22 protein-coding genes are annotated in these 21,470 nt (G+C 41.0%); 5 read left to right on the top strand and 17 right to left on the bottom strand.

Translation table 11 applies throughout. From position 1 onward, the window contains the following. Nucleotides 1–62: 62 nt before the first annotated feature. Complete coding sequence (locus tag CHX27_RS11080; RefSeq protein ID WP_094486847.1) at nt 63–779, top strand: YebC/PmpR family DNA-binding transcriptional regulator; 717 nt, start codon at nt 63–65, stop codon at nt 777–779. Between the two features lie 89 nt (nt 780–868). Here the strand turns inward: CHX27_RS11080 and CHX27_RS11075 are convergent, their stop codons facing one another. From CHX27_RS11075 to CHX27_RS11060, 4 genes are all read right to left on the bottom strand, one after another. Then, nucleotides 869–1,354 (bottom strand): DUF6265 family protein, encoded by a 486-nt coding sequence (locus CHX27_RS11075; protein WP_094486846.1) that lies wholly within the window; start codon nt 1,352–1,354, stop codon nt 869–871. A gap of 19 nt (nt 1,355–1,373) precedes the next feature. Next, nucleotides 1,374–2,288 (bottom strand): hypothetical protein, encoded by a 915-nt coding sequence (locus CHX27_RS11070; protein ID WP_094486845.1) that lies wholly within the window; start codon nt 2,286–2,288, stop codon nt 1,374–1,376. A 222-nt stretch (nt 2,289–2,510) separates the two neighbouring features. Then, a complete protein-coding gene (gene lpdA / locus CHX27_RS11065; protein WP_094486844.1) occupies nt 2,511–3,917 on the bottom strand; it encodes a dihydrolipoyl dehydrogenase in 1,407 nt (468 codons plus the stop codon). A 143-nt stretch (nt 3,918–4,060) separates the two neighbouring features. Next, the gene (locus tag CHX27_RS11060) at nt 4,061–4,528 is read right to left on the bottom strand and encodes an Lrp/AsnC family transcriptional regulator (protein ID WP_094486843.1); all 468 of its coding nucleotides are present in this window, start codon (nt 4,526–4,528) and stop codon (nt 4,061–4,063) included. Between the two features lie 291 nt (nt 4,529–4,819). Here CHX27_RS11060 and CHX27_RS11050 point away from each other — a divergent pair, with 291 nt between their 5' ends. After that, nucleotides 4,820–6,037: an aminotransferase class I/II-fold pyridoxal phosphate-dependent enzyme gene (locus CHX27_RS11050; protein WP_094486841.1), complete on the top strand. Its 1,218-nt coding sequence runs from the start codon at nt 4,820–4,822 to the stop codon at nt 6,035–6,037. A 68-nt stretch (nt 6,038–6,105) separates the two neighbouring features. Here the strand turns inward: CHX27_RS11050 and CHX27_RS11045 are convergent, their stop codons facing one another. From CHX27_RS11045 to CHX27_RS11035, 3 genes are all read right to left on the bottom strand, one after another. Next, a complete protein-coding gene (locus tag CHX27_RS11045) occupies nt 6,106–6,420 on the bottom strand; it encodes a DUF2442 domain-containing protein (RefSeq protein WP_094486840.1) in 315 nt (104 codons plus the stop codon). Next, nucleotides 6,404–6,637 (bottom strand): DUF4160 domain-containing protein, encoded by a 234-nt coding sequence (locus CHX27_RS11040; protein WP_094486839.1) that lies wholly within the window; start codon nt 6,635–6,637, stop codon nt 6,404–6,406. Before CHX27_RS11040 ends, CHX27_RS11045 begins: the two co-directional genes overlap by 17 nt. Nucleotides 6,638–6,886: 249 nt before the next feature. Continuing rightward, on the bottom strand, nt 6,887–7,729 hold the full coding sequence (locus CHX27_RS11035; RefSeq protein WP_094486838.1) for an SDR family oxidoreductase: 843 nt from the start codon (nt 7,727–7,729) through the stop codon (nt 6,887–6,889). 116 nt (nt 7,730–7,845) lie between these two features. Here CHX27_RS11035 and CHX27_RS11030 point away from each other — a divergent pair, with 116 nt between their 5' ends. Next, complete coding sequence (locus CHX27_RS11030) at nt 7,846–8,250, top strand: winged helix-turn-helix transcriptional regulator (RefSeq protein WP_094486837.1); 405 nt, start codon at nt 7,846–7,848, stop codon at nt 8,248–8,250. Between the two features lie 66 nt (nt 8,251–8,316). Here CHX27_RS11030 and sucD read toward each other — a convergent pair whose 3' ends face one another. The 9 genes from sucD to CHX27_RS10985 form a co-directional block, all read right to left on the bottom strand. After that, a complete protein-coding gene (sucD, locus tag CHX27_RS11025; protein ID WP_094486836.1) occupies nt 8,317–9,189 on the bottom strand; it encodes a succinate--CoA ligase subunit alpha in 873 nt (290 codons plus the stop codon). Nucleotides 9,190–9,282: 93 nt separating this feature from the next. Then, nucleotides 9,283–10,338, bottom strand: a complete 1,056-nt coding sequence (locus tag CHX27_RS11020; protein ID WP_133063461.1) for a hypothetical protein — start codon at nt 10,336–10,338, stop codon at nt 9,283–9,285. A gap of 82 nt (nt 10,339–10,420) precedes the next feature. Further along, nucleotides 10,421–10,783 (bottom strand): nuclear transport factor 2-like protein, encoded by a 363-nt coding sequence (locus CHX27_RS11015; protein WP_094486834.1) that lies wholly within the window; start codon nt 10,781–10,783, stop codon nt 10,421–10,423. Nucleotides 10,784–10,785: 2 nt separating this feature from the next. Continuing rightward, nucleotides 10,786–11,715: a UDP-3-O-(3-hydroxymyristoyl)glucosamine N-acyltransferase gene (locus CHX27_RS11010; protein WP_094486833.1), complete on the bottom strand. Its 930-nt coding sequence runs from the start codon at nt 11,713–11,715 to the stop codon at nt 10,786–10,788. A gap of 1 nt (nt 11,716) precedes the next feature. Continuing rightward, entirely contained in the window at nt 11,717–12,283 is a 567-nt protein-coding gene (gene efp / locus CHX27_RS11005; protein ID WP_094486832.1) for an elongation factor P, read from the bottom strand. A gap of 20 nt (nt 12,284–12,303) precedes the next feature. Further along, nucleotides 12,304–13,089: an acyl-ACP--UDP-N-acetylglucosamine O-acyltransferase gene (gene lpxA / locus CHX27_RS11000; RefSeq protein WP_094486831.1), complete on the bottom strand. Its 786-nt coding sequence runs from the start codon at nt 13,087–13,089 to the stop codon at nt 12,304–12,306. Between the two features lie 17 nt (nt 13,090–13,106). Next, nucleotides 13,107–14,501, bottom strand: a complete 1,395-nt coding sequence (locus tag CHX27_RS10995) for a bifunctional UDP-3-O-[3-hydroxymyristoyl] N-acetylglucosamine deacetylase/3-hydroxyacyl-ACP dehydratase (RefSeq protein ID WP_094486830.1) — start codon at nt 14,499–14,501, stop codon at nt 13,107–13,109. Beyond that, entirely contained in the window at nt 14,479–15,546 is a 1,068-nt protein-coding gene (gene lpxD / locus CHX27_RS10990; protein WP_094486829.1) for a UDP-3-O-(3-hydroxymyristoyl)glucosamine N-acyltransferase, read from the bottom strand. Before lpxD ends, CHX27_RS10995 begins: the two co-directional genes overlap by 23 nt. A gap of 41 nt (nt 15,547–15,587) precedes the next feature. Continuing rightward, entirely contained in the window at nt 15,588–16,814 is a 1,227-nt protein-coding gene (locus CHX27_RS10985) for an HD domain-containing protein (RefSeq protein WP_094486828.1), read from the bottom strand. Between the two features lie 168 nt (nt 16,815–16,982). Here CHX27_RS10985 and CHX27_RS10980 point away from each other — a divergent pair, with 168 nt between their 5' ends. Continuing rightward, nucleotides 16,983–18,176 carry a hypothetical protein gene (locus CHX27_RS10980; protein WP_094486827.1) on the top strand — a complete coding sequence of 398 codons (1,194 nt, stop codon included), beginning with the start codon at nt 16,983–16,985 and terminating at the stop codon, nt 18,174–18,176. On the opposite strand, the gene ytxJ is transcribed toward CHX27_RS10980, so the two are convergent. Further along, the gene (ytxJ, locus tag CHX27_RS10975; protein WP_094486826.1) at nt 18,170–18,520 is read right to left on the bottom strand and encodes a bacillithiol system redox-active protein YtxJ; all 351 of its coding nucleotides are present in this window, start codon (nt 18,518–18,520) and stop codon (nt 18,170–18,172) included. The two genes, CHX27_RS10980 and ytxJ, sit on opposite strands and share 7 nt — an antisense overlap. Nucleotides 18,521–18,636: 116 nt before the next feature. Here ytxJ and clpB point away from each other — a divergent pair, with 116 nt between their 5' ends. Further along, the gene (gene clpB, locus CHX27_RS10970) at nt 18,637–21,222 is read left to right on the top strand and encodes an ATP-dependent chaperone ClpB (RefSeq protein ID WP_094486825.1); all 2,586 of its coding nucleotides are present in this window, start codon (nt 18,637–18,639) and stop codon (nt 21,220–21,222) included. The last annotated feature ends 248 nt before the right edge of the window (nt 21,223–21,470 follow it).

The raw sequence follows: 21,470 nt of genomic DNA, 5'->3' as shown, positions 1-21,470 counted from the left end.
CAATGGTATTTGCAGCATAATCTAGCAAATCTTATTTTTGACCGTTTTTTGAAAATACAACTATGGGAAGAGCATTTGAGTTTCGCAAGGGAAGAAAAATGAAAAGATGGTCGGCGATGGCCAAAGCATTTACACGTATCGGTAAGGATATCGTTATGGCTGTAAAGGAAGGCGGACCTAATCCCGACGCCAACTCGCGTTTACGTGCGGTAATTCAGAACGCTAAAGCGGCGAATATGCCGAAGGAAAACGTAGAGCGCGCAATTAAAAAAGCAACTGAAAAAGATACCGCGAATTACAAAGAGGTACTTTTTGAGGGCTACGCACCGCACGGAATTGCTATTTTAATTGAAACAGCAACCGACAACAACAATCGTACGGTAGCGAATATTCGCAGCTATTTCAATAAATGTAATGGAACATTAGGTACACAAGGTTCGGTAGAATTTATGTTCGATCATACCTGTAACTTCCGTATTCCTAAAAACAACATTGATCCAGAGGAACTTGAATTAGAACTGATCGATTTTGGTGCAGAAGAAGTTTTCGAAGACGAAGACGGGATTTTGATCTATGCACCTTTTGGCAGTTTTGGTGCCATTCAGAAAGAACTTGAAAATCGCAATTTAGAAATTTTAAGTTCTGGTTTCGAACGCATTCCTCAGGTTACTAAAGCATTGACACCGGAACAAGTTGCCGATGTAGAAAAACTTTTGGAAAAAATTGAAGAAGACGATGATGTACAAAACGTATATCACACTATGGAAGAAGCTGAATAGCTCGTTTTAAATTTCAAATATCCCCAAGGCTGCAAGAAATTGCGGCCTTTTTTATGAGATAAATCTGTGCTTAAAAATTATTTTTTTAGCTAGTTTCCAATTCGCTTGAATTGAAATGCAATCGTTGTCGAGTCGTCGGAAATATCGGCTTTGATGTCGTTACCTGTTTTGAAATATCGGATTTGTTTTGGGAATTCGTTCTTATTATTTCGGCAGGTAAATGAGGTATCGGTTTGCTGTGTAAATTCAAAACGTGTTTCTTTTTTCTCGCTTGGCATTCGAACAACGTACTCCCAGTCGTTTTTGCCTTTCTCCAGCTGCAGCAACTCTTTAAAAACCGTGTCGGTTCCTTGTAAGGTATACCCCATACCACGAAAAAGCGAATCGTTTATTTTGTGCCACTCTTCAAAAGTTCGCCGACCGGCTTGCTCGTTCGTGCGTTCCCAATTACCTATTAACCAGCCGAAAACCGGGCGATTCTGAGTTTTTGCTTCTTGTTTTCGATCCGAGCAAGCGATCAAAATTATTCCAAAAAATGCAGCGCCTAAAAAATACCAATAATGACTCTTTTTCATCGCAGAATTTAGTTATAACTTACTCATTAGCAACAATTTCAATAGTATTTTCTTCAATGGTTACTGACGATTCAAAATCCATTGTTGTTGTGTGAATACCGTAAACCAACCAACCCGAATCGTGAATCAAGGCCGAGGTGTAAATATCTCCTGATACTTTCATGTCCTTAGAAAATTCAAAATCCTTTTTGGCACCCATCGATTTTGTTAGCGAGTCAATATAATCACCCATAACTTTTTTCAATGCTTCACTATCAAAAATTTGCCTGCATCGAATAATATAATTGTCGTCCTCTTCAATAATTTCATCTAAAAATAGCGTCAAATCTGTCTCAATTTCTGAGCCTGTCAAAGGAAAAGGGATTGGAATTTTGTTGGTTATCTCTTCTCCCAATTTGACTTTTATACCATGAAAAAAGTGAAATTGCTGTATATCTTTTATCGCAGCTGATTCGATATACTCGCGTGAACAAAATGAATTTTCGAGATTTTTTATTAGCTGCTTTAACTCCGGCTTTTCCGTCGAAATATCTTTAGAAATCTTTTTAAAAACTTCACGGTAAAATGCGCTTATTTCTTCCCAGTTGAGCAACTCTGCGAAATCACCTAGTTCTGAGATTTTATATATGAACTTTACATCTTTAGATAAATCGTTAAGTTTTTGATACAGTTCATTGTTCTCACTTGATTTACAGTACAAATACTTCCATTCTATTGTATAACTATTTGCAGTAGAATCTAGTACTGTAACAGCTACACGACAGTTTATCACATTTGTTTTTGTAGTATCAGTTCCTTTTATCTTATACTTTGTCTTTTCGAGATCATAAATCTGTTTTTCTCCTTTATTCCAGTAGGCAATCACTTGTACTGTAGAATCAGCTTTATTGATTTGCGCCGAAACTGCATTAGCAGCTAAAAAGAAAACGAACATCAAAAGAAAACTTTGAAAATGCTTTTTGGAAAAACAGACCATCATAGTACCGACGTTTACTATTTTACAACGACGAACTATGTCGCTACAAATAACATTATATGTGCCTAAACTACAATTAATTTCGAAATACTAAACAAGATTCTCGCACATTTTTAGTCAATTACTACCAACAAAAAAAGTCTCCCGAAACGAGAGACTTTCCTATAAACCTATTGTTTCTTACATGTGAATCGGTCGGTTTGCAGAACTTGCTAAAGCCGCTTCTTTTACCGCTTCTGCGTACGTTGGATGTGCGTGACTCATTCGCGCAATATCCTCTGCCGATGCACGGAACTCCATAGCAGTTACGGCTTCAGCAATTAAATCGGCTACACGAGCACCAATCATGTGTACGCCCAAAACTTCGTCGGTTTTTTCGTCGGAAAGTATCTTTACAAATCCGTCGGTGTCGCCGCTAGCACGTGAGCGTCCTAAAGCTTTGAACGGGAACGAACCCGATTTGTACGCTACACCCTTTTCTTTCAATTGCTCTTCGGTGTAACCCACTGCAGCTACTTCTGGCCAAGTGTAAACTACGCCTGGAATCAAATTATAATTGATGTGCGGATGTTGTCCGGCAATCGTTTCAGCTACAAAAACACCTTCTTCTTCTGCCTTGTGCGCCAACATAGCTCCAACAACTACATCGCCAATAGCGTAAATGTGTGGTTGCGCTGTTTGCAATTTATCGTTAGTTTCTACTTGTCCTCTTGCGTTTACAGTAATTCCTGCTTTTTCAAGATTCAAACCGTCGGTGTAGGCACGGCGACCCACAGAAACCAGAGCATAATCGCCCACAAGTTCTACTGTTTGTCCTTTGGCGTCGAGAGCCACTACTTTTACTTCGTTACCCTTGCGCGAAACTTCTTGCACTTTATGCGACGTGTAGAATTTCATGCCTTGCTTCTTGAAAACTTTGGTAAGCTCTTTTGAAAGCGCCGCATCCATGGTTGGAATAATTCGATCCATGAATTCGACAACCGAAACTTCAGCGCCTAAACGACGATAAACCTGACCTAATTCTAAACCGATAACGCCACCTCCGATGATCACCAGATGTTTGGGAACTTCTTTCAGTTTCAAGGCTTCGGTAGATGTTATAATACGTTCTTTATCAATACTTATGAATGGTAAACTTGCAGGTTTACTTCCAGTAGCAATAATGATGTTTTTTGCGGATAATACCTCTGAAGAACCGTCGGCTTTGGCAACCGAAACTTGATGCGCATCTACAAACGAACCTACACCTTCAAAAACAGTGATTTTGTTTTTGTCCATCAAGTACTTAATTCCACTTACGTTTTGGTCGACAACCGATGCTTTGCGCGAAATCATTTTTGCAAGATCGAAAGAAACTTGTCCGCCTACCGAAATACCGTGGTCTTCCAGATGGTGAATCGCATCGTAATAATGGTGCGACGAGTCGAGCAACGCTTTCGAAGGAATACATCCTACGTTTAAGCAAGTTCCGCCTAAAGTGCTGTATTTCTCAATGATAGCAGTTGAGTAACCCAATTGTGCGCATCTGATTGCAGAAACGTATCCGCCCGGACCCGATCCAATGACTACGACGTCGAAAGTATTCATAAGTGTTTTTTTTGATTAAGCGTTGCAAATTTAGGGTTTTGAACGATTTGTTTTTGAAGACAAGACGTTTTTAGATGCTAAAAAATCGTGAATTTCTCAAGGAGCGTTTTTTGCGAATTTCCGATGTCGGATTTGCACGCATACTAAAACGCCAAAACGTGCGAACGCTTCACTTCGTTGATCTTGAAAATGCTGTGTGTACTTGCGATATAATCGATTGTTGTTAGCTTTTCGACCAAGAATTTCCGATACGCTTCCATATCGCGAACGGCAATTTTAAGAATGTAATCGTAGTCGCCACTTACGTGATAACACTCCAAAACCTCGGGCAGCAACGAAACGGCTTGCTCAAAACCGGTTAACAACGCTTGCTTATGTTGCTGTAATTTGATGTGACAAAAAACCACAAAGTTTTTATCGACACGTACTTGGTCGACTATAGCAACATAGCCTGCAATTACTCCCGATTTTTCGAGCTTTTTGATGCGTTCGTGAACGGCTGTTGTGCTTAGATTAAGTTTCAAGCTCAGCATTTTGGTGGTTTGCCGACAATCGGTTTGCAAAGCCGTTAGCAATTTTTGATCGAGAGTATCGAGTTTTACTGTTTCCATTCTATTTAGGTGTGATACAAAACAAATTAACAGAAAAATATTCTATTAATTTTATAAAAAATACTATTTCGTTCTAATTTTATTCGCTAATGTAGTTTTTTATTTGGAAACGATTTTAATTTGACGTTCACGCGCAGCCCGGATTGCAGCAAAAGCCTTGGCTAAAGCAGTTGCAGTGCGGCTTACTGTGGCAGAGCGACCCAAGAAGCTACTGCCGCAGTGTAGCCAAACGCAGCTGATGTAGCGAAGCTTGACGCGAAAAGCCGGATAGCTGCCCAAAAACAACAAAGTATGGAGCAATTTAAACCAGCCGATCGCATACAAGACTTGCAATATTTCGGCGAATTTGGTGGCGTAAACCCGTCGATAAGCGACTCGTCGACCTACACTTTTTTGTCGGCTAAAACCATGTTCGACACTTTTGAAGGTAATGCTGAAGGCTGTTATCTGTATTCGCGTCACTCCTCGCCTAGCAATTTGTATCTCGACCAAGCATTGGCAGCGATGGAAGGTACTGAGGCTGCGAATGTTGCGGCTTCGGGCATGGGCGCCATCACGTGCACTTTACTGCAAATTTGCGGACAAAACGATCATATTGTTTCGAGCCGAACCATTTACGGAGGCACTTACGCTTTTCTGAAAAATTTCGCTCCAAAAATGGGAATTACAACTAGTTTTGTGGACATTACCAAACTCGATTTAGTAGAAGCTGCCATAACGCCTCAAACCAAGGTGCTTTACTGCGAAACGGTGAGCAATCCGCTGTTGGAAGTGGCCGACATTGCTGGCTTATCAAAAATCGCTAAAAAACACGGATTATTATTGGTTGTCGACAACACTTTTTCACCTTTGTCGGTAGCTCCTGCTGTTTTGGGAGCTGATATCGTTTGCCACAGTTTAACCAAATACATCAACGGAAGTTCGGATACCGTTGGTGGAGTTACTTGTGCATCGCGCGCTTTTATCGACAGCATGAAAAGTGTAAATACAGGAGCTTCGATGTTACTTGGCCCGACTATGGACAGTTTGCGATCGGCTAGTGTAATGAAAAATTTAAGAACGTTACATATTCGAATGAAACAACACAGTCATAACGCTTTATATTTAGCTACTAAATTTGAAGCCGACGGACTCAAGGTGGTGTACCCCGGTTTGGCGAGTCATCCGAGTCATAAATTGTACGCTTCGATGATCAATCCGGAATACGGCTTTGGCGGTATGATGACTATTGATGCGGGTTCACTCGATAAAGCCAATGAGTTGATGGAACTGATGCAGCTCCGCAATTTGGGGTATTTGGCGGTGAGTTTAGGCTTTTATAAAACCTTGTTTTCGGCTCCAGGAACCTCGACTTCGAGTGAAATTCCGTTAGAAGAACAGCAAGGAATGGGATTATCCGACGGACTTATTCGCTTTTCGATTGGCTTAGACAATGATATTGCGCGCACCTACTGCGAGATGAAAAAATGTATGGAGGAAGTGGGCGTGCTCGAAAAGAGTTTTGCTTAATATTTGGGCAACCCGGCGGCGAAACAATTACATTTCGAGGAAAGCTGCCGAGTTGTTCCTTGTTTAAATCAAAGAATTTTGATGGTCGTATTATTAGCAAACGATGTATGTAAATAGTCTTTCATAAAACCGTAAAGACTTAAATCTTCGTCTAATGTGGGCCAATGAATACCGGTTCCTTGTGCGATGAGTAAGAAATTATCGCGATCAACCGACTTCGCAGTTGACAAACGAGGATATTTAAGCAACGAATCAATTAGTAACTGATTGGTATTTAACGTGATATTAATTAAATCGTTCTCAAAAGCTACAGCAGTGATTTTCAACTGCTTTGCGGCAATAAATTCTTGAATGGGATCGTATTTTTTATCTAAAGTATTCATACCATTTTCGTTTAAGCAAATCTGCGTTTTCTGAAACTATCTTTTTTATTAGCCTCGGTTCTTGTGCATTAAATCCATTAAAATAATCTGATTCAATCGGATCCAACCATATTTTCCCATAACCGTCGCCTTTTTCAACATGCAGATGAACAGGTTCATCGTTCTCATTACTGTAAAAGAAGAACCGAAATCCGTTACTGTAAAAAACCGTAGGCATTCTTCAAAGTTACTAATTTAACTAGTTAAGATAAAATAGTATTGTATTTTTTAAGGGCAACCCGGCGGCAACCGTTCTTCAACTAAAAGTCGCGCCGCCGTCGGGCATTTCGCTGCAAGTTTGCGCACTGCGGGCTATAAAACTAACAACGAACAAAACAGCTGCTTCTGTTAGTCGCACTGTTTTTTTCGTTTTATTAGCCCGCAGTTTTGCAAAGCTTTCCGCTGCATTCCCTGTTGCGGAAATACGTTACCCTTTAAAATCGCGTTTTAAAACCGTTTTCACATTTGTGGCTTTTCTTCCCAAAACGAGCTCCACACCATCGGCAATAACCTCCGCTTCTTTCTTAGCAATAACGCCGTACACCGAAATCAGGTAATTCGCAACAAATTCAGGCGCACCACTATCCACTAAAACCTGTCTGAAAACCTCCGGCGTCGGATTCGGATATGTAATTTTCTTATCCAAAATTTCAGTTAAATAGGCTGCAATATCTTCATACGTTAGCAACTCAGGACCGGTGAGTTCGTATGTTTTATGTTCGTGCCCATCTTCAGTTAGTGCTTTTGCGGCAACTTCGGCAATGTCGTAAACATCCACAAAAGCTGCTTTGCCCAAACCTGCCGGCATAAAAATGATGTTGCGTTGGGTAATGTTCTCGAATTCGTAATTTTTAAAATTCTGTGCAAAAAACGAAGGCCGTAAAATGGTATATGCAAATCCGTCGGCAGCTAACTTCTTTTCCAAATTCAAATGAAACTCGAAATTGTCGCCCATCTTTTCCGAGGCAAAAGCCGAAAAGTAAACTACACGATTAATTCCCTTTTCCTTTAAAAAATCAATGAAAGGCGTAAGCAAGGCTTCAATACCAAATTGCAAAGGCGGTCCCAATAAAAACACCCGATCCACATCGGCCACAGCAGCTTCAAAAGTCGACACGTCGGCAAAATCAAAAGGCACATACTCTGAATACTCATTTGTAGGTAACGGATTTCTACTTGCTAACTTTACTGCAACACGGCGATTGGTGAGCACTTCTGCTAAGGCTTTTCCGTTGGTTCCAGTTGCTCCTGTAATAAGAATTTTCGACATAATACTTGTTTGAAAAATGATACAATAGTTACTTTTAATAACTCAAAAGTAAATAGTAACTTTGCGCCAAACAAGAAGGTACAGCGCTATAACTCGCGCACACAGCAGTAACTAATATGGAAAATCAAGACCTTAAGTCCGAAAAAAAATTCAAAGAATATTTCAATTTGGCAAACAGCAGTCGGAACTTCTCTTGTCCGGTACGCGATGTTGTTGCGCACGTGAGCGATAAATGGTCGCTTTTGGTGGTATATGCATTAGCAGGCGACGGCACCCTTCGCTTTAACGAACTAAAATCAAAAATCGGCGATGTTTCTCAGCGCATGCTTACCGTTACGGTTCGTAAGCTAGAACAAGACGGACTGGTAAAACGTACGATTTATCCCGAAGTACCTCCACGAGTTGAATACCAATTAACAAGCTTGGGTATGGAATTGCTTAACAAACTCGTTCCGCTAATCGATTGGGCGCAAGAAAACAGCAATCTTATCATTTCCAGTCGAAAAAAAGCCGCGAAGTAGTAACCTTAATTTCAATAAAAAAGCCGTTCGAAAAATCAAACGGCTTTAAAAATGGAGTTCTTACGGTTAACCAAGAACTTCTTTAACTTTTTTACCTATTTCAGCAGGAGAATCTACCACGTGGATTCCGCAGGCGCGCATAATTGCTTTTTTAGCAGCAGCTGTATCGTCGGCACCGCCAACAATTGCTCCAGCATGCCCCATCGTTCTACCTTTTGGTGCAGTTTCGCCAGCAATAAAACCAACTACTGGCTTGCGGTTACCATCGGCTTGAATCCATTTTGCAGCATCAGCTTCAAGCTGACCTCCAATTTCGCCAATCATAACAATACATTTTGTTTCCGGATCGTTCATCAACAACTCAACAGCTTCTTTAGTTGTAGTTCCAATGATTGGGTCGCCACCAATTCCGATAGCCGTTGTAATTCCTAAACCTTGCTTCACTACTTGATCGGCAGCTTCGTATGTTAATGTTCCCGATTTCGAAACAATTCCTACAGTTCCTTTCTTGAAAACAAAACCGGGCATAATTCCCACTTTTGCTTCTTCTGGCGTGATCACACCTGGACAGTTCGGACCGATTAAACGGCAATTCTTTCCTTTAATGTAATCGTATGCTTTAATCATATCAGCAACAGGAATGCCTTCCGTGATAGCAATAATAACTTTGATTCCGGCATCGGCAGCTTCCATAATAGCATCTGCGGCAAATGCAGGTGGTACAAAAATGATACTGGTATCTGCGCCAGCTTGTTCAACAGCGTCTTTTACGGTATTGAAAACCGGACGATCTAAATGCGTTGTTCCGCCTTTTCCTGGAGTTACACCGCCTACGACGTTTGTTCCGTATTCAATCATTTGCGAAGCGTGGAAAGTACCTTCGCTTCCTGTAAAACCTTGTACAATAATTTTTGAATCTTTATTTACTAAGACGCTCATTATGGTTGAATTATTTAGTTTATAAAATTGTAGCGCAAAAATAAGGTAAATGCTGTAACTATTGGTTAAATTATTACAGCTTGTTTTTAAAAATTAGTCAAAATAAATGATGTTCGCTGCTTTGTACGGATACTGATAAATGCAAAAACTCAGTTCGGCTTTTGGATAACGCATTTTGAGCGAATCGGCTATTTGTCTATAAACACGAATCTCTGGATATACCACGGTATTGGTTTCGCGGATGTGCCACACGTTAGTTTGAAGAACCGTTTTCGTATCACAGTAAGTGCGTTTTTTCGTTTCAAAAACCTGCAAGTCGGGCGCTTCATCAGGTTTCCCCACACAAATATCAAATTGCTTTAACCTTCCAGAGTAGAGATTAAACGCTAAATAGTTATCGTAATAATCAACGAAACTTAAAAATGGGAGAACTAGTAAAAACAATCCCAGTAGTAGTGTTTTCGGGTGCTTGAAATTGAAATGCAGCGATGCTCTTTCTGTTTTATGGTAAAAAATTAAAGGCAAAATCGCCATCATTAAAATATTCCAAGGCCAAACGATACTATTGTAATCTATTCCAGAAGGTGAAATAAACACCAAAATAAAAATATGCATACCTACTAAAACCCACGCATAAAAGAACTTTTTTCGAGCAAAGAATACTCCGAGAGCGCCAATTACTTCGAACACACCTAGAGCCAAACCGCTGTAATGCACAATGGGTTGTTCGGCTATCGACACATCGAATCCTAGAAATTGATGCAAAATCATTCGTTCCCAGACGTGGAATAAAAAGCCTCCGTTCAATTTATGCAAACCCGAATGCAGATACAAACAAGCCGAGTAAAAAGCCATGTTCGCAGTAAAAAGCGCTGGCTTCTTTCTGTATAAATCAAATAAAATTCCTGTAAAAATAAATTGTAAAATATACGGCTGCCAGCGGTTTTGATCAGGAATTAGTTGAACTATTTCTATGATTATCAAAGAAATAAGCACAATTCGATTTGTAGGCTTTAGCATTAAAAAAAGCAAACCCAACAACGAACCACCAAATAACACGTAGTGCAAAAACGCGGGAAAGGCTGGCATAAAACTAAAGTAAGGCGCCATTGGAAACACATGCGTTCCCAACCAGAGCGGGTAACTCATTAACTTGGTTACTAGCCAAAAAAATAGCGTTAACCGAAAGATTAACGCTACTACTTTATCTTGATTTTGAAAAAATGACATATTAGACGAGTTGGCTAATTTGAGTACCTCTTACCAATTTCTCATCTTTCACTTCCCAAACCACAGCAAAATCAGCCAAAAGAATATCTTCACGCGGATTCTCGATAGTTTTTACGTAATGAGCATAAAAAACAGCAACGTGGTTCTTTTCTTTAACCAGACTTTTAATGCGAACTTTTGATCGCACATAAGCCCTACTCATCTCAGTGGCCAGAGCAACCAAGTCGCTTTTGGTATATGTTTTTTTTCCTGTAGAACTTGTCCAAACAAACTCAATATCGTCGTGTAAATAGGTTGCTAATAACTGACCGTTAATCAACGCATCCGATTTATAGAAATCCTTTATGAATTTTTTGACCGACATAACTATTTTAATTTTTCGACAATTTCAGGAAGTCTCTTTAAATAAGCAAGTTGTTTAAGCTTTTCTCTACTTTCTTCCATCGGAGTTCCGAAGTAACTCTTTCCACCTTCGATGGATTTCGTAACACCAGTCTGCCCCATAATTACTGCTTTCTTACCGATGGTAATGCCGCTTGTAGTTCCAACTTGACCCCAAATCGTTACTTCATCTTCGATAACCACGCAACCTGCAATTCCAACTTGCGAAGCAAATAAGCACTTTTTACCCACAACGGTATCGTGACCAATCTGTATGTGATTATCTAACTTTGAGCCCGCACCAATAGTTGTATCGCCGGTAACGCCACGATCTATTGTGCAAAGCGCGCCAATATGCACATCGTCTTCAATAACTACGCGTCCGCCGCTCTTAAGCTGATCGAAACCTTCAGGACGCTTTTTGTAATAAAAGGCATCAGCTCCAATGATCGTTCCGGCATGAATGACTACGTTATCGCCAATCACACAATGATCGTAAATCACGACGTTTGGGTAGATGATGCAATTTTTCCCGATTGTCACATGATTTCCAATTACTGCTTGTGGCTGTATAATAGTTCCTTCGGCTATTTGCGCCGTTTCAGCAATAGATGCATGAAGCGTTTGAAACGGACGGAAATAATTGGTCAATTTATTGAAATCTCGAAACGGATCGTCACTGATCAAAAGTGCTTTACCTTCCGGACATTCAACTTCTTTATTTATGAGAACAATAGTTGCAGCCGATTGTAGGGCTTTGTCGTAATACTTCGGATGATCCACAAAAACGATGTCGCCCGGTTCAACAACATGAATTTCGTTCATACCCAAAACCGGAAAATCCGGCCGACCTACAAACGTAGTTCCGATGATCTGAGCAATCTCTTCAAGGGTATGTACTTTTGGAAATTTCATGTTATTCTTTTACGCGTTCGATGTACGATCCTGATGCGGTATCTACTTTTATTTTATCTCCTTCGTTGATGAACAACGGCACGTTTACCACAGCACCAGTTTCTAAAGTTGCTGGTTTTGTGGCATTTGTAGACGTATTACCTTTAACTCCAGGTTCAGAATAGGTAACTTCTAAAACAACCGAAGCAGGCATATCAACAGATAAAGGCAAATCGGTTTCTGTATTGATGGCTACCATAACATTCTCACCTTCTTTCAATAAATCAGGAGCATCGAGAATTTTCTTGTCGAGCGTTATTTGTTCGAAGCTTTCAGCATTCATGAAGTGAAACGAATCGCCTTCAGCATACAAAAACTGAAATTTATGCGTTTCCACACGAATATCTTCAATTTTATGTCCTGCAGAAAAGGTGTTATCAATTACTTTTCCAGTGGTTAAGCTCTTTAATTTTGTTCTCACGAAAGCCGGACCTTTCCCAGGTTTTACGTGTAAGAACTCGATAATTTTGTAAATGTCGTGGTTGTATTTAATACACAATCCGTTTTTGATATCTGATGTAGATGCCATTAGTTGATTTATAAGAGTTTTTAATAATTTCCGCTGTAACCTTTCATGATTCCGCGAGATGAATTTTTAATGAAATCCAGAATCTCGTCGCGTTCCGGAGTTGCCTCCATTTCCGCTTCTATAATACTGATTGCCTGAGAGGTATTGTAGTTTTTTTGATAAAGAATTCTGTAAATATTTTGAATTTCGCGAATTTTATCTGTTGAAAAACCGCGACGGCGTAAACCTACCGAATTTATTCCCACATACGACAAAGGTTCTTTTGCGGCTTTGGTGAACGGTGGAACATCTTTTCTAACCAACGAACCACCAGAAATCATCGCGTGATCGCCAATGTGTATGAACTGATGCACGGCTGCTAAACCACCAATAATCGCATAATTACCAACCACTACGTGTCCGGCTAATGCAACGCCGTTAACGATAATTGCATTGTCGCCAATATGACAATCGTGTGCAATATGCGCTGTGGCCATTACTAAACAATTATTTCCCAATACGGTTTGTCTAGAAGCTACGGTTCCGCGGTTTATGGTTACGCATTCGCGGATGGTACAATTATCGCCAATGATAGCCAACGAATCTTCGCCGCCAAATTTCAAATCTTGTGGAACTGCGGCAATAACGGCTCCGGGGAAAATATTACAATTCTTACCGATTCGAGCGCCTTCCATAATGGTTACGTTCGAACCAATCCAAGTACCGTCGCCAATAACTACATTATTATGAATGGTCGTAAAAGGCTCAATCACTACGTTTTTAGCGATTTTGGCTCCAGGATGTACGTATGCTAAAGGTTGATTCATGCTGTTTGTTTTGGATGTTACGCCTTGTCTTTACGTGCAATTTGTGCCATTAATTCGGCTTCGGCAACTAAACGTCCGTTGGCGTATGCATTGGCTTGCATGTGACAAATACCGCGACGAATCGGCGCTAATAAGTCGCATTTAAAGATTAGTGTATCGCCAGGCAATACTTTTTGTTTGAACTTCACATTATCGATTTTCATGAAGAAGGTCAGATAATTTTCTGGATCTGGAACGGTACTTAAAACCAAAATTCCACCGCACTGTGCCATCGCTTCTACAATCAGAACGCCCGGCATGACGGGAGCATCCGGAAAATGACCCACGAAAAACGGCTCGTTCATCGTTACATTCTTCAATCCTAAAACGTGCTGCTCCGACAACTCGAAAATTTTATCGACCAACAAAAACGGCGGACGGTGCGGCAACATACTCATGATTTTATTCACATCCATGAGCGGTTCCTGATTAACATCGACCGTTGGCACTTGGTTACGTTGCTCAATCTTGATCATTTTTGCCAATTTCTTAGCAAATTGTGTATTGATGTAATGACCAGGTTTGTTTGCAATTACTTTTCCTTTCAAACGAACGCCTACCAAAGCTAAATCTCCAATTACGTCTAAAAGCTTGTGTCTTGCGGCTTCGTTTGGATAATGAAGCGTAAGATTATCTAGTATTCCGTTTGGTTTAACCGAAATGCTATCTTTTCCAAAAGCTACTTTCAAACTTTCCATCGTGGCAGGCGAGATTTCCTTATCCACATAAACGATTGCATTGTTTAAATCGCCTCCTTTTATCAATCCGTGTTCTAAAAGCGACTCCAATTCGTGAAGAAAGCTAAAAGTACGCGCATCAGCAATTTCTTTTTTGAAATCGCTCATCGATTTTAAGGTCGCATTCTGTGTACCTAAAACCTTGGTTCCGAAATCGACCATTGCGGTAACTTGATAATCATCGCCCGGCATCACCAAAATTTCACTACCTGTTGCTTCATCGCTGAAAGAAATTACTTCTTTTACCACATAGTATTTGCGTTCAGCATCTTGTTCAACGGTTCCTACTTTCTCAATGGCTTCTACAAAATATTTAGATGAACCGTCCATAATGGGTGGTTCTGAAGCATTTAATTCGATAATTACGTTATCCAAATCACAACCTACACAGGCGGCAAGTACGTGTTCTGAGGTTTGAATTTTTACACCTAATTTCTCCAAATTGGTTCCGCGCTGCGTATTCACTACGTAGTTAGCGTCGGCTTCAATAATTGGACTTCCCTCTAAATCAACGCGAACGAACGTGAAGCCGTTGTTGATTGGCGCAGGTTTAAATGTCATTTTGACTTCCTTACCGGTGTGTAATCCAACACCCGTAAGAGATATTTCTTCTTTAATTGTTTTCTGCTTGACCATCGCCGGACAATTGTGAGCTGTTTGCATGAAGTATTTGCTTTTTCAAGTCTTCTATTTCTTGAAGAATTTTTGGAAGGTTTTTAAAATGAATATATGATTTACTATAATCGGTATACGGAAGTGCTGGACTTCCTTGAACGGTTTCGCCGTCTTTAAGATTTCTGCCAATACCCGATTGTGCCTGAACGCGCACGTTATTGCCTACCATTAAGTGGCCCGCAATACCTACCTGCCCGCCAATCATGCTGTTCTTTCCAATTTTTGTTGAGCCTGCAATTCCGGTTTGCGCAGCGATTACTGTATTTTCACCAATCTCAACATTGTGTGCAATTTGAATTTGGTTATCGAGCTTCACTCCTTTACGGATAATCGTGCTTCCCATCGTGGCTCGATCAATAGTTGTTGCCGCTCCAACATCAACGTAATCTTCTAAAACCACGTTGCCAATTTGTGGGATTTTCTTGTAACTACCGTCTTCTTGCGGAGCAAAGCCAAATCCGTCGGCACCAATAACTACATTGGCATGAATCGTACAAAAATTACCAATCACAGTTTCTGAACATATTCTAGAACCGCTGAAAATAAGTGTATTGTCGCCAATTCGAACATTATCGCCGATAAAAACTCCTGGATAAATCTTTACATTTTCGCCGATTACTACATTTTCACCTACGTATGCAAAGGCACCAAGATAAAAATGAGCACCATACTTCGCTGAAGCGGCGATAAAACTCGGATTTTCAATTCCAGATTTGTTGTGTTTCACCTGATCGTAAAACGACAAAATTTTGGTAAACGCACCGTAGGCATCATCCACTTTTATTAAAGTAGTTGTGATCGGATTTTCGGGAACAAAGGTCGAATTCACAATGCAAATCGACGCTTGTGTGGAGTAAATGTAATTTACGTATTTAGGATTCGACAAAAACGTAAGCGAACCTTCGGTACCTTCCTCGATCTTGGAAAGTCGCGAAACCTCGGCTAACGGGTTGCCAACTACCTCTCCTTCGAGTATTCCTGCTATTTGAGCTGCTGTAAATTTCATTGCGACAAAAATAGAAAATTTTGGTGTCTATTGTTAAATTTCTACAAGAGCTTCGGTTTACACAAGTAGTATTTTACTACTGGCTTCGACAAGGCCTTTAAATTGAGCTGATCGGATACAAAAACAACATCGGCTATTGTCTTGTCTTTCTTCAAGATACATATCGGCTCTTTATCCATCGAATACGCCTGATTCTTGATTTTTCCTTTGTACACAAAATACGAAGCCTCAGCTTTGCTGATTTGGTATTTCTCAGCTACTTCTGCGATAGCTTGCTCCTTATCTGCTGCTGTAAACTTCTCATCGCCCAAACTAATCTTAAGTAAATTCCTGTTCAAAATGCGCTCGCAAAGCTGTTCCAAAACAAAATCGCCACAACTTTGCCACTGTTTTAATGCCATCAATACATCAGTGTCGTCGAGTTTAGAGAACAATTCTAAATCGGCTTCATCAAATTCGGCTGCTGCGCCATTTTTTAGAAAATGTAATAAAGGTTCCGAAGCTTGTAAATTAAAACCTTCGCCGATTACTTGCACGGCACGTTTAAAGATTTGCTGCAACATTAGCTCGGCCACATAACTTGTCTTGTGCAGGTACGCTTGCCAATACATTAATCGTCGAGCAACTAAAAACTTTTCTACCGAATAAATTCCCTTTTCTTCCACAACCAAACGATCGTCGACCACATCCATCATCTGAATCAAACGATCGGCATTAATACTTCCTTCAGCAACACCAGTGTAGAAACTATCGCGTCGCAAATAATCCATTCGATCCATATCTAACTGACCCGAAATGAGTTGCAACATAAATTTGCGCTCGTAATTTCCCGTAAAAATGCGAATAGCTAAATCAAGTTTCCCATCAAAAACACCGTTTAGTGCATGCATGAATTTTAGCGACAAACTTTCGTGATGTACGCCTTTAACGATGCTTTGTTCCATGGCGTGAGAAAATGGCCCGTGACCAATGTCGTGCAATAAAATCGCTAAATACAAGGCTTGTTCTTCTTCCGGACTGATCTCAACACCTTTAAACCGCAATACTCGAACCGCTTTTTGCATTAAATGCATGGCACCCAAGGCGTGATGAAAGCGCGTATGATGAGCGCCTGGATACACCAAATACGAGAGTCCCATTTGTGAAATACGGCGCAAACGCTGGAAATATTTGTGTGCAATTACATCGAAAATCAGCGGGTTTGGGATTGAAATAAATCCGTAAATCGGATCGTTGAATATTTTGAGTTTATTTGAAGAATCGGACATTTGCGAAGAGATCATGTCGCTAAAATAGTTTTTTGCTGCCGATTTTTATTCATTTGAGAACGTATTTTTTCCTTCTGCGAAAGCGAAAATCACAACAACCACCAAAAAAATAAGCGAGCGGGCTTCAGCAATTTCCAAAATGATATATTTGAATCCTAATTTGTTTGTATGCGTTCTACATTTACTCTTCTTCTAACTGTTTTATTTTTAGCTTCTTGCGGAAAAACCGAAACTCGAAATTACCTGAGTTCTGGCGATTACGATGCAGCAATTGATGTAGCAATCGACCGACTTTCAAACAATAAGACTCGGAAAGGGAAGCAAGATTACATTTATATGCTGGAGGAAGCCTTTGCCAAAGCGAAAGAACGCGATTTACGAGATATTGATTTGTTAGTGAAAGACAACAGTCCTGCGAACCTAGAACGCATTTTTGCGACGTATCAACGTCTTAACGCGCGGCAAGAAAAAATTCGTCCGCTGCTACCCCTGCCGCTCCTTAAAGAAAAGCGAGATGCCATTTTTCCGTTCGACGATTACAGCGAAGAAATTGTAAACAGCAAAAATGCTTTGGTTAAATATCTGTACACAAATGCCAAAGCGTTACTTGCCAGTAAATCAAAAGTTGGTGGCCGACGTGCTGCAGAAGATTTGGAATACCTTTTACTGTTATCGCCTGCATATAAAGATGCAGAAAAACTACTCGCCGACGCCATTTTGCTCGGAACCGATTATGTGAGTATTTACACCAAAAATGAAAGTGGGAAAATCATTCCGCAGCGTTTGGAAGCTGATATTTTAGATTTTAGTACCGGCGGATTAAACGATAAGTTCACGGTATATCATTCGAATAGACAGCCGAAAGTGAACTACGATTACGGCATAGTACTTACGTTTAGAGAAATAAATATTTCGCCAGAACAAGTACGTGAACGCCAATTTGTGAAAGAAAAAGATGTGAATTTCGGAAAGAAAAATGTGTACGACGACCGCGGAAGAGCGATAAAAGACTCGCTTGGAAAGAACATTACCGTTGACGATATCCGAAAAGTGACCTGCTCTGTGTACGAGTTCGTACAATTTAAAAACGTACAAGTTGTTGCGAAAGTAGATTTTATCAATTTCACAACCAACCAATTGATAAATAGCTTTCCGCTTGGAAGCGAATGGATTTTTGAAAACGGCTATGCTACTTACAACGGCGACCGACGCGCGGTAGAAAATGATTACTGGCCGTTTTTTGACCGCCGTGCACTACCGTTTCCAACCAACGAACAAATGGTATTGAACTGCTCGGCAGACATCAAACAGAAACTACGATCGGTAATCTTAAACAATCGATTTCCGACAGCACCTTATTGATTCAGCATTCGGTTAACTACCTCCGAATCAATCGACGAATGCGAAGCGGCATAGTTAACTTTTCCGTCTGAAATAACCAATAACTGTGGACTCTCGTGGTGAATACCGTATTTCTCGGCAATATAATTACTGATGCTGCGATACTGCAACAAATCCAAATACAAAAATGTGGCGTTGTTGAACTCCAACGAACGGTTTAATTCTTTCAAAACCGTTTTACTCACGATACAACGTGTGCTGTGTTTTAAAACCACTAAAATACCTTGGTCTTCAAGCTGCGAAGTATCGGTTAAGGCTACCCATGACGCTGTATCTTCCGAAACTGAATTAGAAAAAAATCCCATTTTTGACTGATTTTAAGACGTTTTGTCGCTTTGCAAAGTGAAATTAACGCCATTTTGGCAGCAATTTCAACTTGGCGCATTAGTTGTTCAAAGATGACTAAAATTTTGCAATTATTATGAACCTGAATAAATTAACGACAAAAGCAACCGAAGTGCTACAAAATGCACAGCAGTTGGTATTCAATAAAGGGCAACAATTCATTGAAAACGAACATTTACTGAGAAGTTTACTGGATGTTGACCATAACGTAATTGGTTTTCTGTTAAAAAAAATGAGCGTAAATGTTGACTTGCTTACGCGCCTCATCGACAGTCAGTTAAATACCTATCCGAAGGTTAGTGGAACCGATATTTCGCTCGGACGCACCGCAATTGCGACCTTAAACGAAGCTGAAAAAACGGCAACCGCTATGGGCGACGAATTTGTGGCCACCGATCATGTATTGTTAGCTATCGTTAAATCTAAATCGCAAGCCGGACAAATTCTGCGCGATCAAGGCGTTACCGAAAAAGAACTCGTAGCGGCGATTTCCGAGTTACGAAAAGGCGAAAAAGTGACGTCGCAAAGTGCCGAGGAAACTTTTAATGCACTCGCTAAATTCGCTAAAAACTTAAACGACTTAGCTAAAAGTGGGAAACTCGATCCGGTTATTGGTCGAGATGAGGAAATCAGACGTGTGTTGCAAATTCTAACGCGCCGCACCAAAAACAATCCGATGTTAGTGGGCGAACCCGGCGTGGGTAAAACCGCAATTGCAGAAGGTTTAGCACACCGAATTGTAGCCGGCGACGTTCCGGAAAACCTCAAAAATAAAATCGTTTTTTCACTCGACATGGGTGCACTGATTGCCGGTGCCAAATACAAAGGCGAATTCGAAGAACGATTAAAAGCCGTAGTGAAAGAAGTTACTGCAACCGATGGCGATATTGTTTTATTTATCGACGAAATTCACACACTCGTTGGCGCCGGGGCTGGCGAAGGAGCTATGGATGCAGCAAACATCTTGAAACCCGCTTTGGCTCGTGGTGAACTGCGCGCTATTGGAGCAACAACACTCGACGAATACCAAAAATACTTCGAGAAAGACAAAGCACTGGAACGCCGATTTCAAAAAGTATTGGTCGAAGAACCCGATACCGAAAGTGCCATTTCGATACTGCGCGGGATCAAAGACAAATACGAAACGCATCACCAAGTACAAATTAAGGACGATGCCATTATAGCCGCTGTCGAACTTTCGCAACGCTACATTACCTCACGCTTCTTGCCCGATAAAGCTATCGATTTAATGGACGAAGCAGCTTCGAAACTGCGTATGGAAATCAATTCCAAACCGGAAGAGCTCGACGTCTTGGATCGAAAAATCATGCAGTTGGAAATTGAAATCGAAGCGATTAAACGCGAAAACGACGACGTAAAGCTAAAAGTCTTGGGATTAGATTTATCGAATCTAAAAGAAGAGCGCCAGGAAATTTACTCGCGTTGGAAATCGGAGCGCGACATTGTAGATAACATGCAGCAAATCAAGGCACAAATCGAGTCGTTAAAGCTCGAAGCCGAACGTGCTGAACGCGATGGTAATTACGGTTTGGTAGCCGAAATTCGCTACGGGAAAATTAAAGATGCGCAAACAAAGCTGGAAGAGTACACAGCCGAATTGCAACAAAAGCAAGGAAGTCAAGCGCTTATAAAAGAAGAAGTTACCCGAGAAGACATTGCCGAAGTGGTTGCGAAATGGACCGGCATTCCGGTAGCAAAAATGATGCAAAGCGACCGCGAGAAATTGCTGCACATTGAAACCGAATTACACAAAACAGTTGTGGGTCAGGAAGAAGCTGTAGCAGCGGTTGCCGATGCGATTCGCCGAAGCAGATCGGGTTTACAAGACGCACGGAAGCCTGTCGGAACCTTCTTGTTTCTCGGAAGTACGGGCGTTGGAAAAACCGAATTGGCGAAATCGTTGGCTGGGTATTTGTTCGACGACGAAAATGCCTTAACGCGCATCGACATGTCGGAATACCAAGAAAAGCATGCAGTGAGTCGCTTAGTGGGTGCACCTCCGGGATATGTGGGTTACGAAGAAGGCGGACAGTTAACGGAAGCGGTTCGCAGAAAACCCTATTCGGTTATATTGCTCGACGAGATCGAGAAAGCGCATCCCGACACCTTCAATATTTTATTACAAATGCTCGACGAGGGGCGCTTAACCGACAGCAAAGGTCGATTAGCCGATTTCAAGAATGCGATTATCATTATGACCTCTAATTTGGGAAGTGAAGCCATACAACGCACTTTTGAAGATCCGAAACTCACAGCAGAGGCGGCCGCGGTTTTGGCAGAGGAAGAAGTAATGCAGTTACTAAAACGCACGGTACGACCCGAGTTTTTAAATCGGATTGACGAAGTGGTGCTCTTTAAGCCGTTAACGCGCGAAGAAATTGGAGAAATTGTAGGGATTCAACTGCGTCAGGTATCGAAAATGTTGGCTAATCAGCATATAAGCTTAGATGCCACGAATGAGGCCAAGGCGTATTTGGTGGAACGCGGTTACGATCCGCAGTTTGGCGCACGTCCGGTGAAGCGCGTTATCCAGAAAGAAGTTCTAAACGCCTTGAGTAAAGAGCTGCTTTCAGGCAACATCAAAGCAGACCAAGCCCTCCTACTCGACTGTTTCGATGATAAGTTGGTTTTTAGACAATGAGTAGTAAATTGAAGTATTAAGTATTAAGATTGGAGTATTAAGTATTAAGATTGGAGTATTAAGTATTAAGACTTCGATGAATTCACCACTTAACGTATCGTTTTTTGAGAAGCTAGTCCCGATAGCCATCGGGATAGACACGAGTTCCGATAGCTATCGGAATAGACTTTGTGACGTTCACCCTTTTACGTATCATCTTCCCAACTTAACCCACAATTCGTCGGTGGGTGCCCGAGCTTGTCGAAGGC

It is taken from the genome of Flavobacterium aurantiibacter (assembly GCF_002251775.1).
Lineage (GTDB): Bacteria > Bacteroidota > Bacteroidia > Flavobacteriales > Flavobacteriaceae > Flavobacterium > Flavobacterium aurantiibacter.
The sequence above is the reverse complement of the archived record's forward strand: the minus strand, read 5'-3'. Positions and strand labels throughout refer to the sequence as shown.

Coding starts and splice junctions, on each gene's coding strand:
- CHX27_RS10980 (WP_094486827.1), top strand. CDS start 16,983: ATGCGTTCTACATTTACTCTTCTTCTAACTGTTTTATTTTTAGCTTCT.
- CHX27_RS11060 (WP_094486843.1), bottom strand. CDS start 4,528: ATGGAAACAGTAAAACTCGATACTCTCGATCAAAAATTGCTAACGGCT.
- CHX27_RS11035 (WP_094486838.1), bottom strand. CDS start 7,729: ATGTCGAAAATTCTTATTACAGGAGCAACTGGAACCAACGGAAAAGCC.
- CHX27_RS11015 (WP_094486834.1), bottom strand. CDS start 10,783: ATGTCGGTCAAAAAATTCATAAAGGATTTCTATAAATCGGATGCGTTG.
- CHX27_RS11020 (WP_133063461.1), bottom strand. CDS start 10,338: ATGAGTTACCCGCTCTGGTTGGGAACGCATGTGTTTCCAATGGCGCCT.
- CHX27_RS11075 (WP_094486846.1), bottom strand. CDS start 1,354: ATGAAAAAGAGTCATTATTGGTATTTTTTAGGCGCTGCATTTTTTGGA.
- CHX27_RS10985 (WP_094486828.1), bottom strand. CDS start 16,814: ATGTCCGATTCTTCAAATAAACTCAAAATATTCAACGATCCGATTTAC.
- clpB (WP_094486825.1), top strand. CDS start 18,637: ATGAACCTGAATAAATTAACGACAAAAGCAACCGAAGTGCTACAAAAT.
- CHX27_RS11080 (WP_094486847.1), top strand. CDS start 63: ATGGGAAGAGCATTTGAGTTTCGCAAGGGAAGAAAAATGAAAAGATGG.
- efp (WP_094486832.1), bottom strand. CDS start 12,283: ATGGCATCTACATCAGATATCAAAAACGGATTGTGTATTAAATACAAC.
- sucD (WP_094486836.1), bottom strand. CDS start 9,189: ATGAGCGTCTTAGTAAATAAAGATTCAAAAATTATTGTACAAGGTTTT.
- CHX27_RS10995 (WP_094486830.1), bottom strand. CDS start 14,501: ATGGTCAAGCAGAAAACAATTAAAGAAGAAATATCTCTTACGGGTGTT.
- lpxA (WP_094486831.1), bottom strand. CDS start 13,089: ATGAATCAACCTTTAGCATACGTACATCCTGGAGCCAAAATCGCTAAA.
- lpxD (WP_094486829.1), bottom strand. CDS start 15,546: ATGAAATTTACAGCAGCTCAAATAGCAGGAATACTCGAAGGAGAGGTA.
- CHX27_RS11040 (WP_094486839.1), bottom strand. CDS start 6,637: ATGCCTACGGTTTTTTACAGTAACGGATTTCGGTTCTTCTTTTACAGT.
- lpdA (WP_094486844.1), bottom strand. CDS start 3,917: ATGAATACTTTCGACGTCGTAGTCATTGGATCGGGTCCGGGCGGATAC.
- CHX27_RS11050 (WP_094486841.1), top strand. CDS start 4,820: ATGGAGCAATTTAAACCAGCCGATCGCATACAAGACTTGCAATATTTC.
- CHX27_RS11045 (WP_094486840.1), bottom strand. CDS start 6,420: ATGAATACTTTAGATAAAAAATACGATCCCATTCAAGAATTTATTGCC.
- CHX27_RS11010 (WP_094486833.1), bottom strand. CDS start 11,715: ATGAAATTTCCAAAAGTACATACCCTTGAAGAGATTGCTCAGATCATC.
- CHX27_RS11070 (WP_094486845.1), bottom strand. CDS start 2,288: ATGTTCGTTTTCTTTTTAGCTGCTAATGCAGTTTCGGCGCAAATCAAT.
- ytxJ (WP_094486826.1), bottom strand. CDS start 18,520: ATGGGATTTTTTTCTAATTCAGTTTCGGAAGATACAGCGTCATGGGTA.
- CHX27_RS11030 (WP_094486837.1), top strand. CDS start 7,846: ATGGAAAATCAAGACCTTAAGTCCGAAAAAAAATTCAAAGAATATTTC.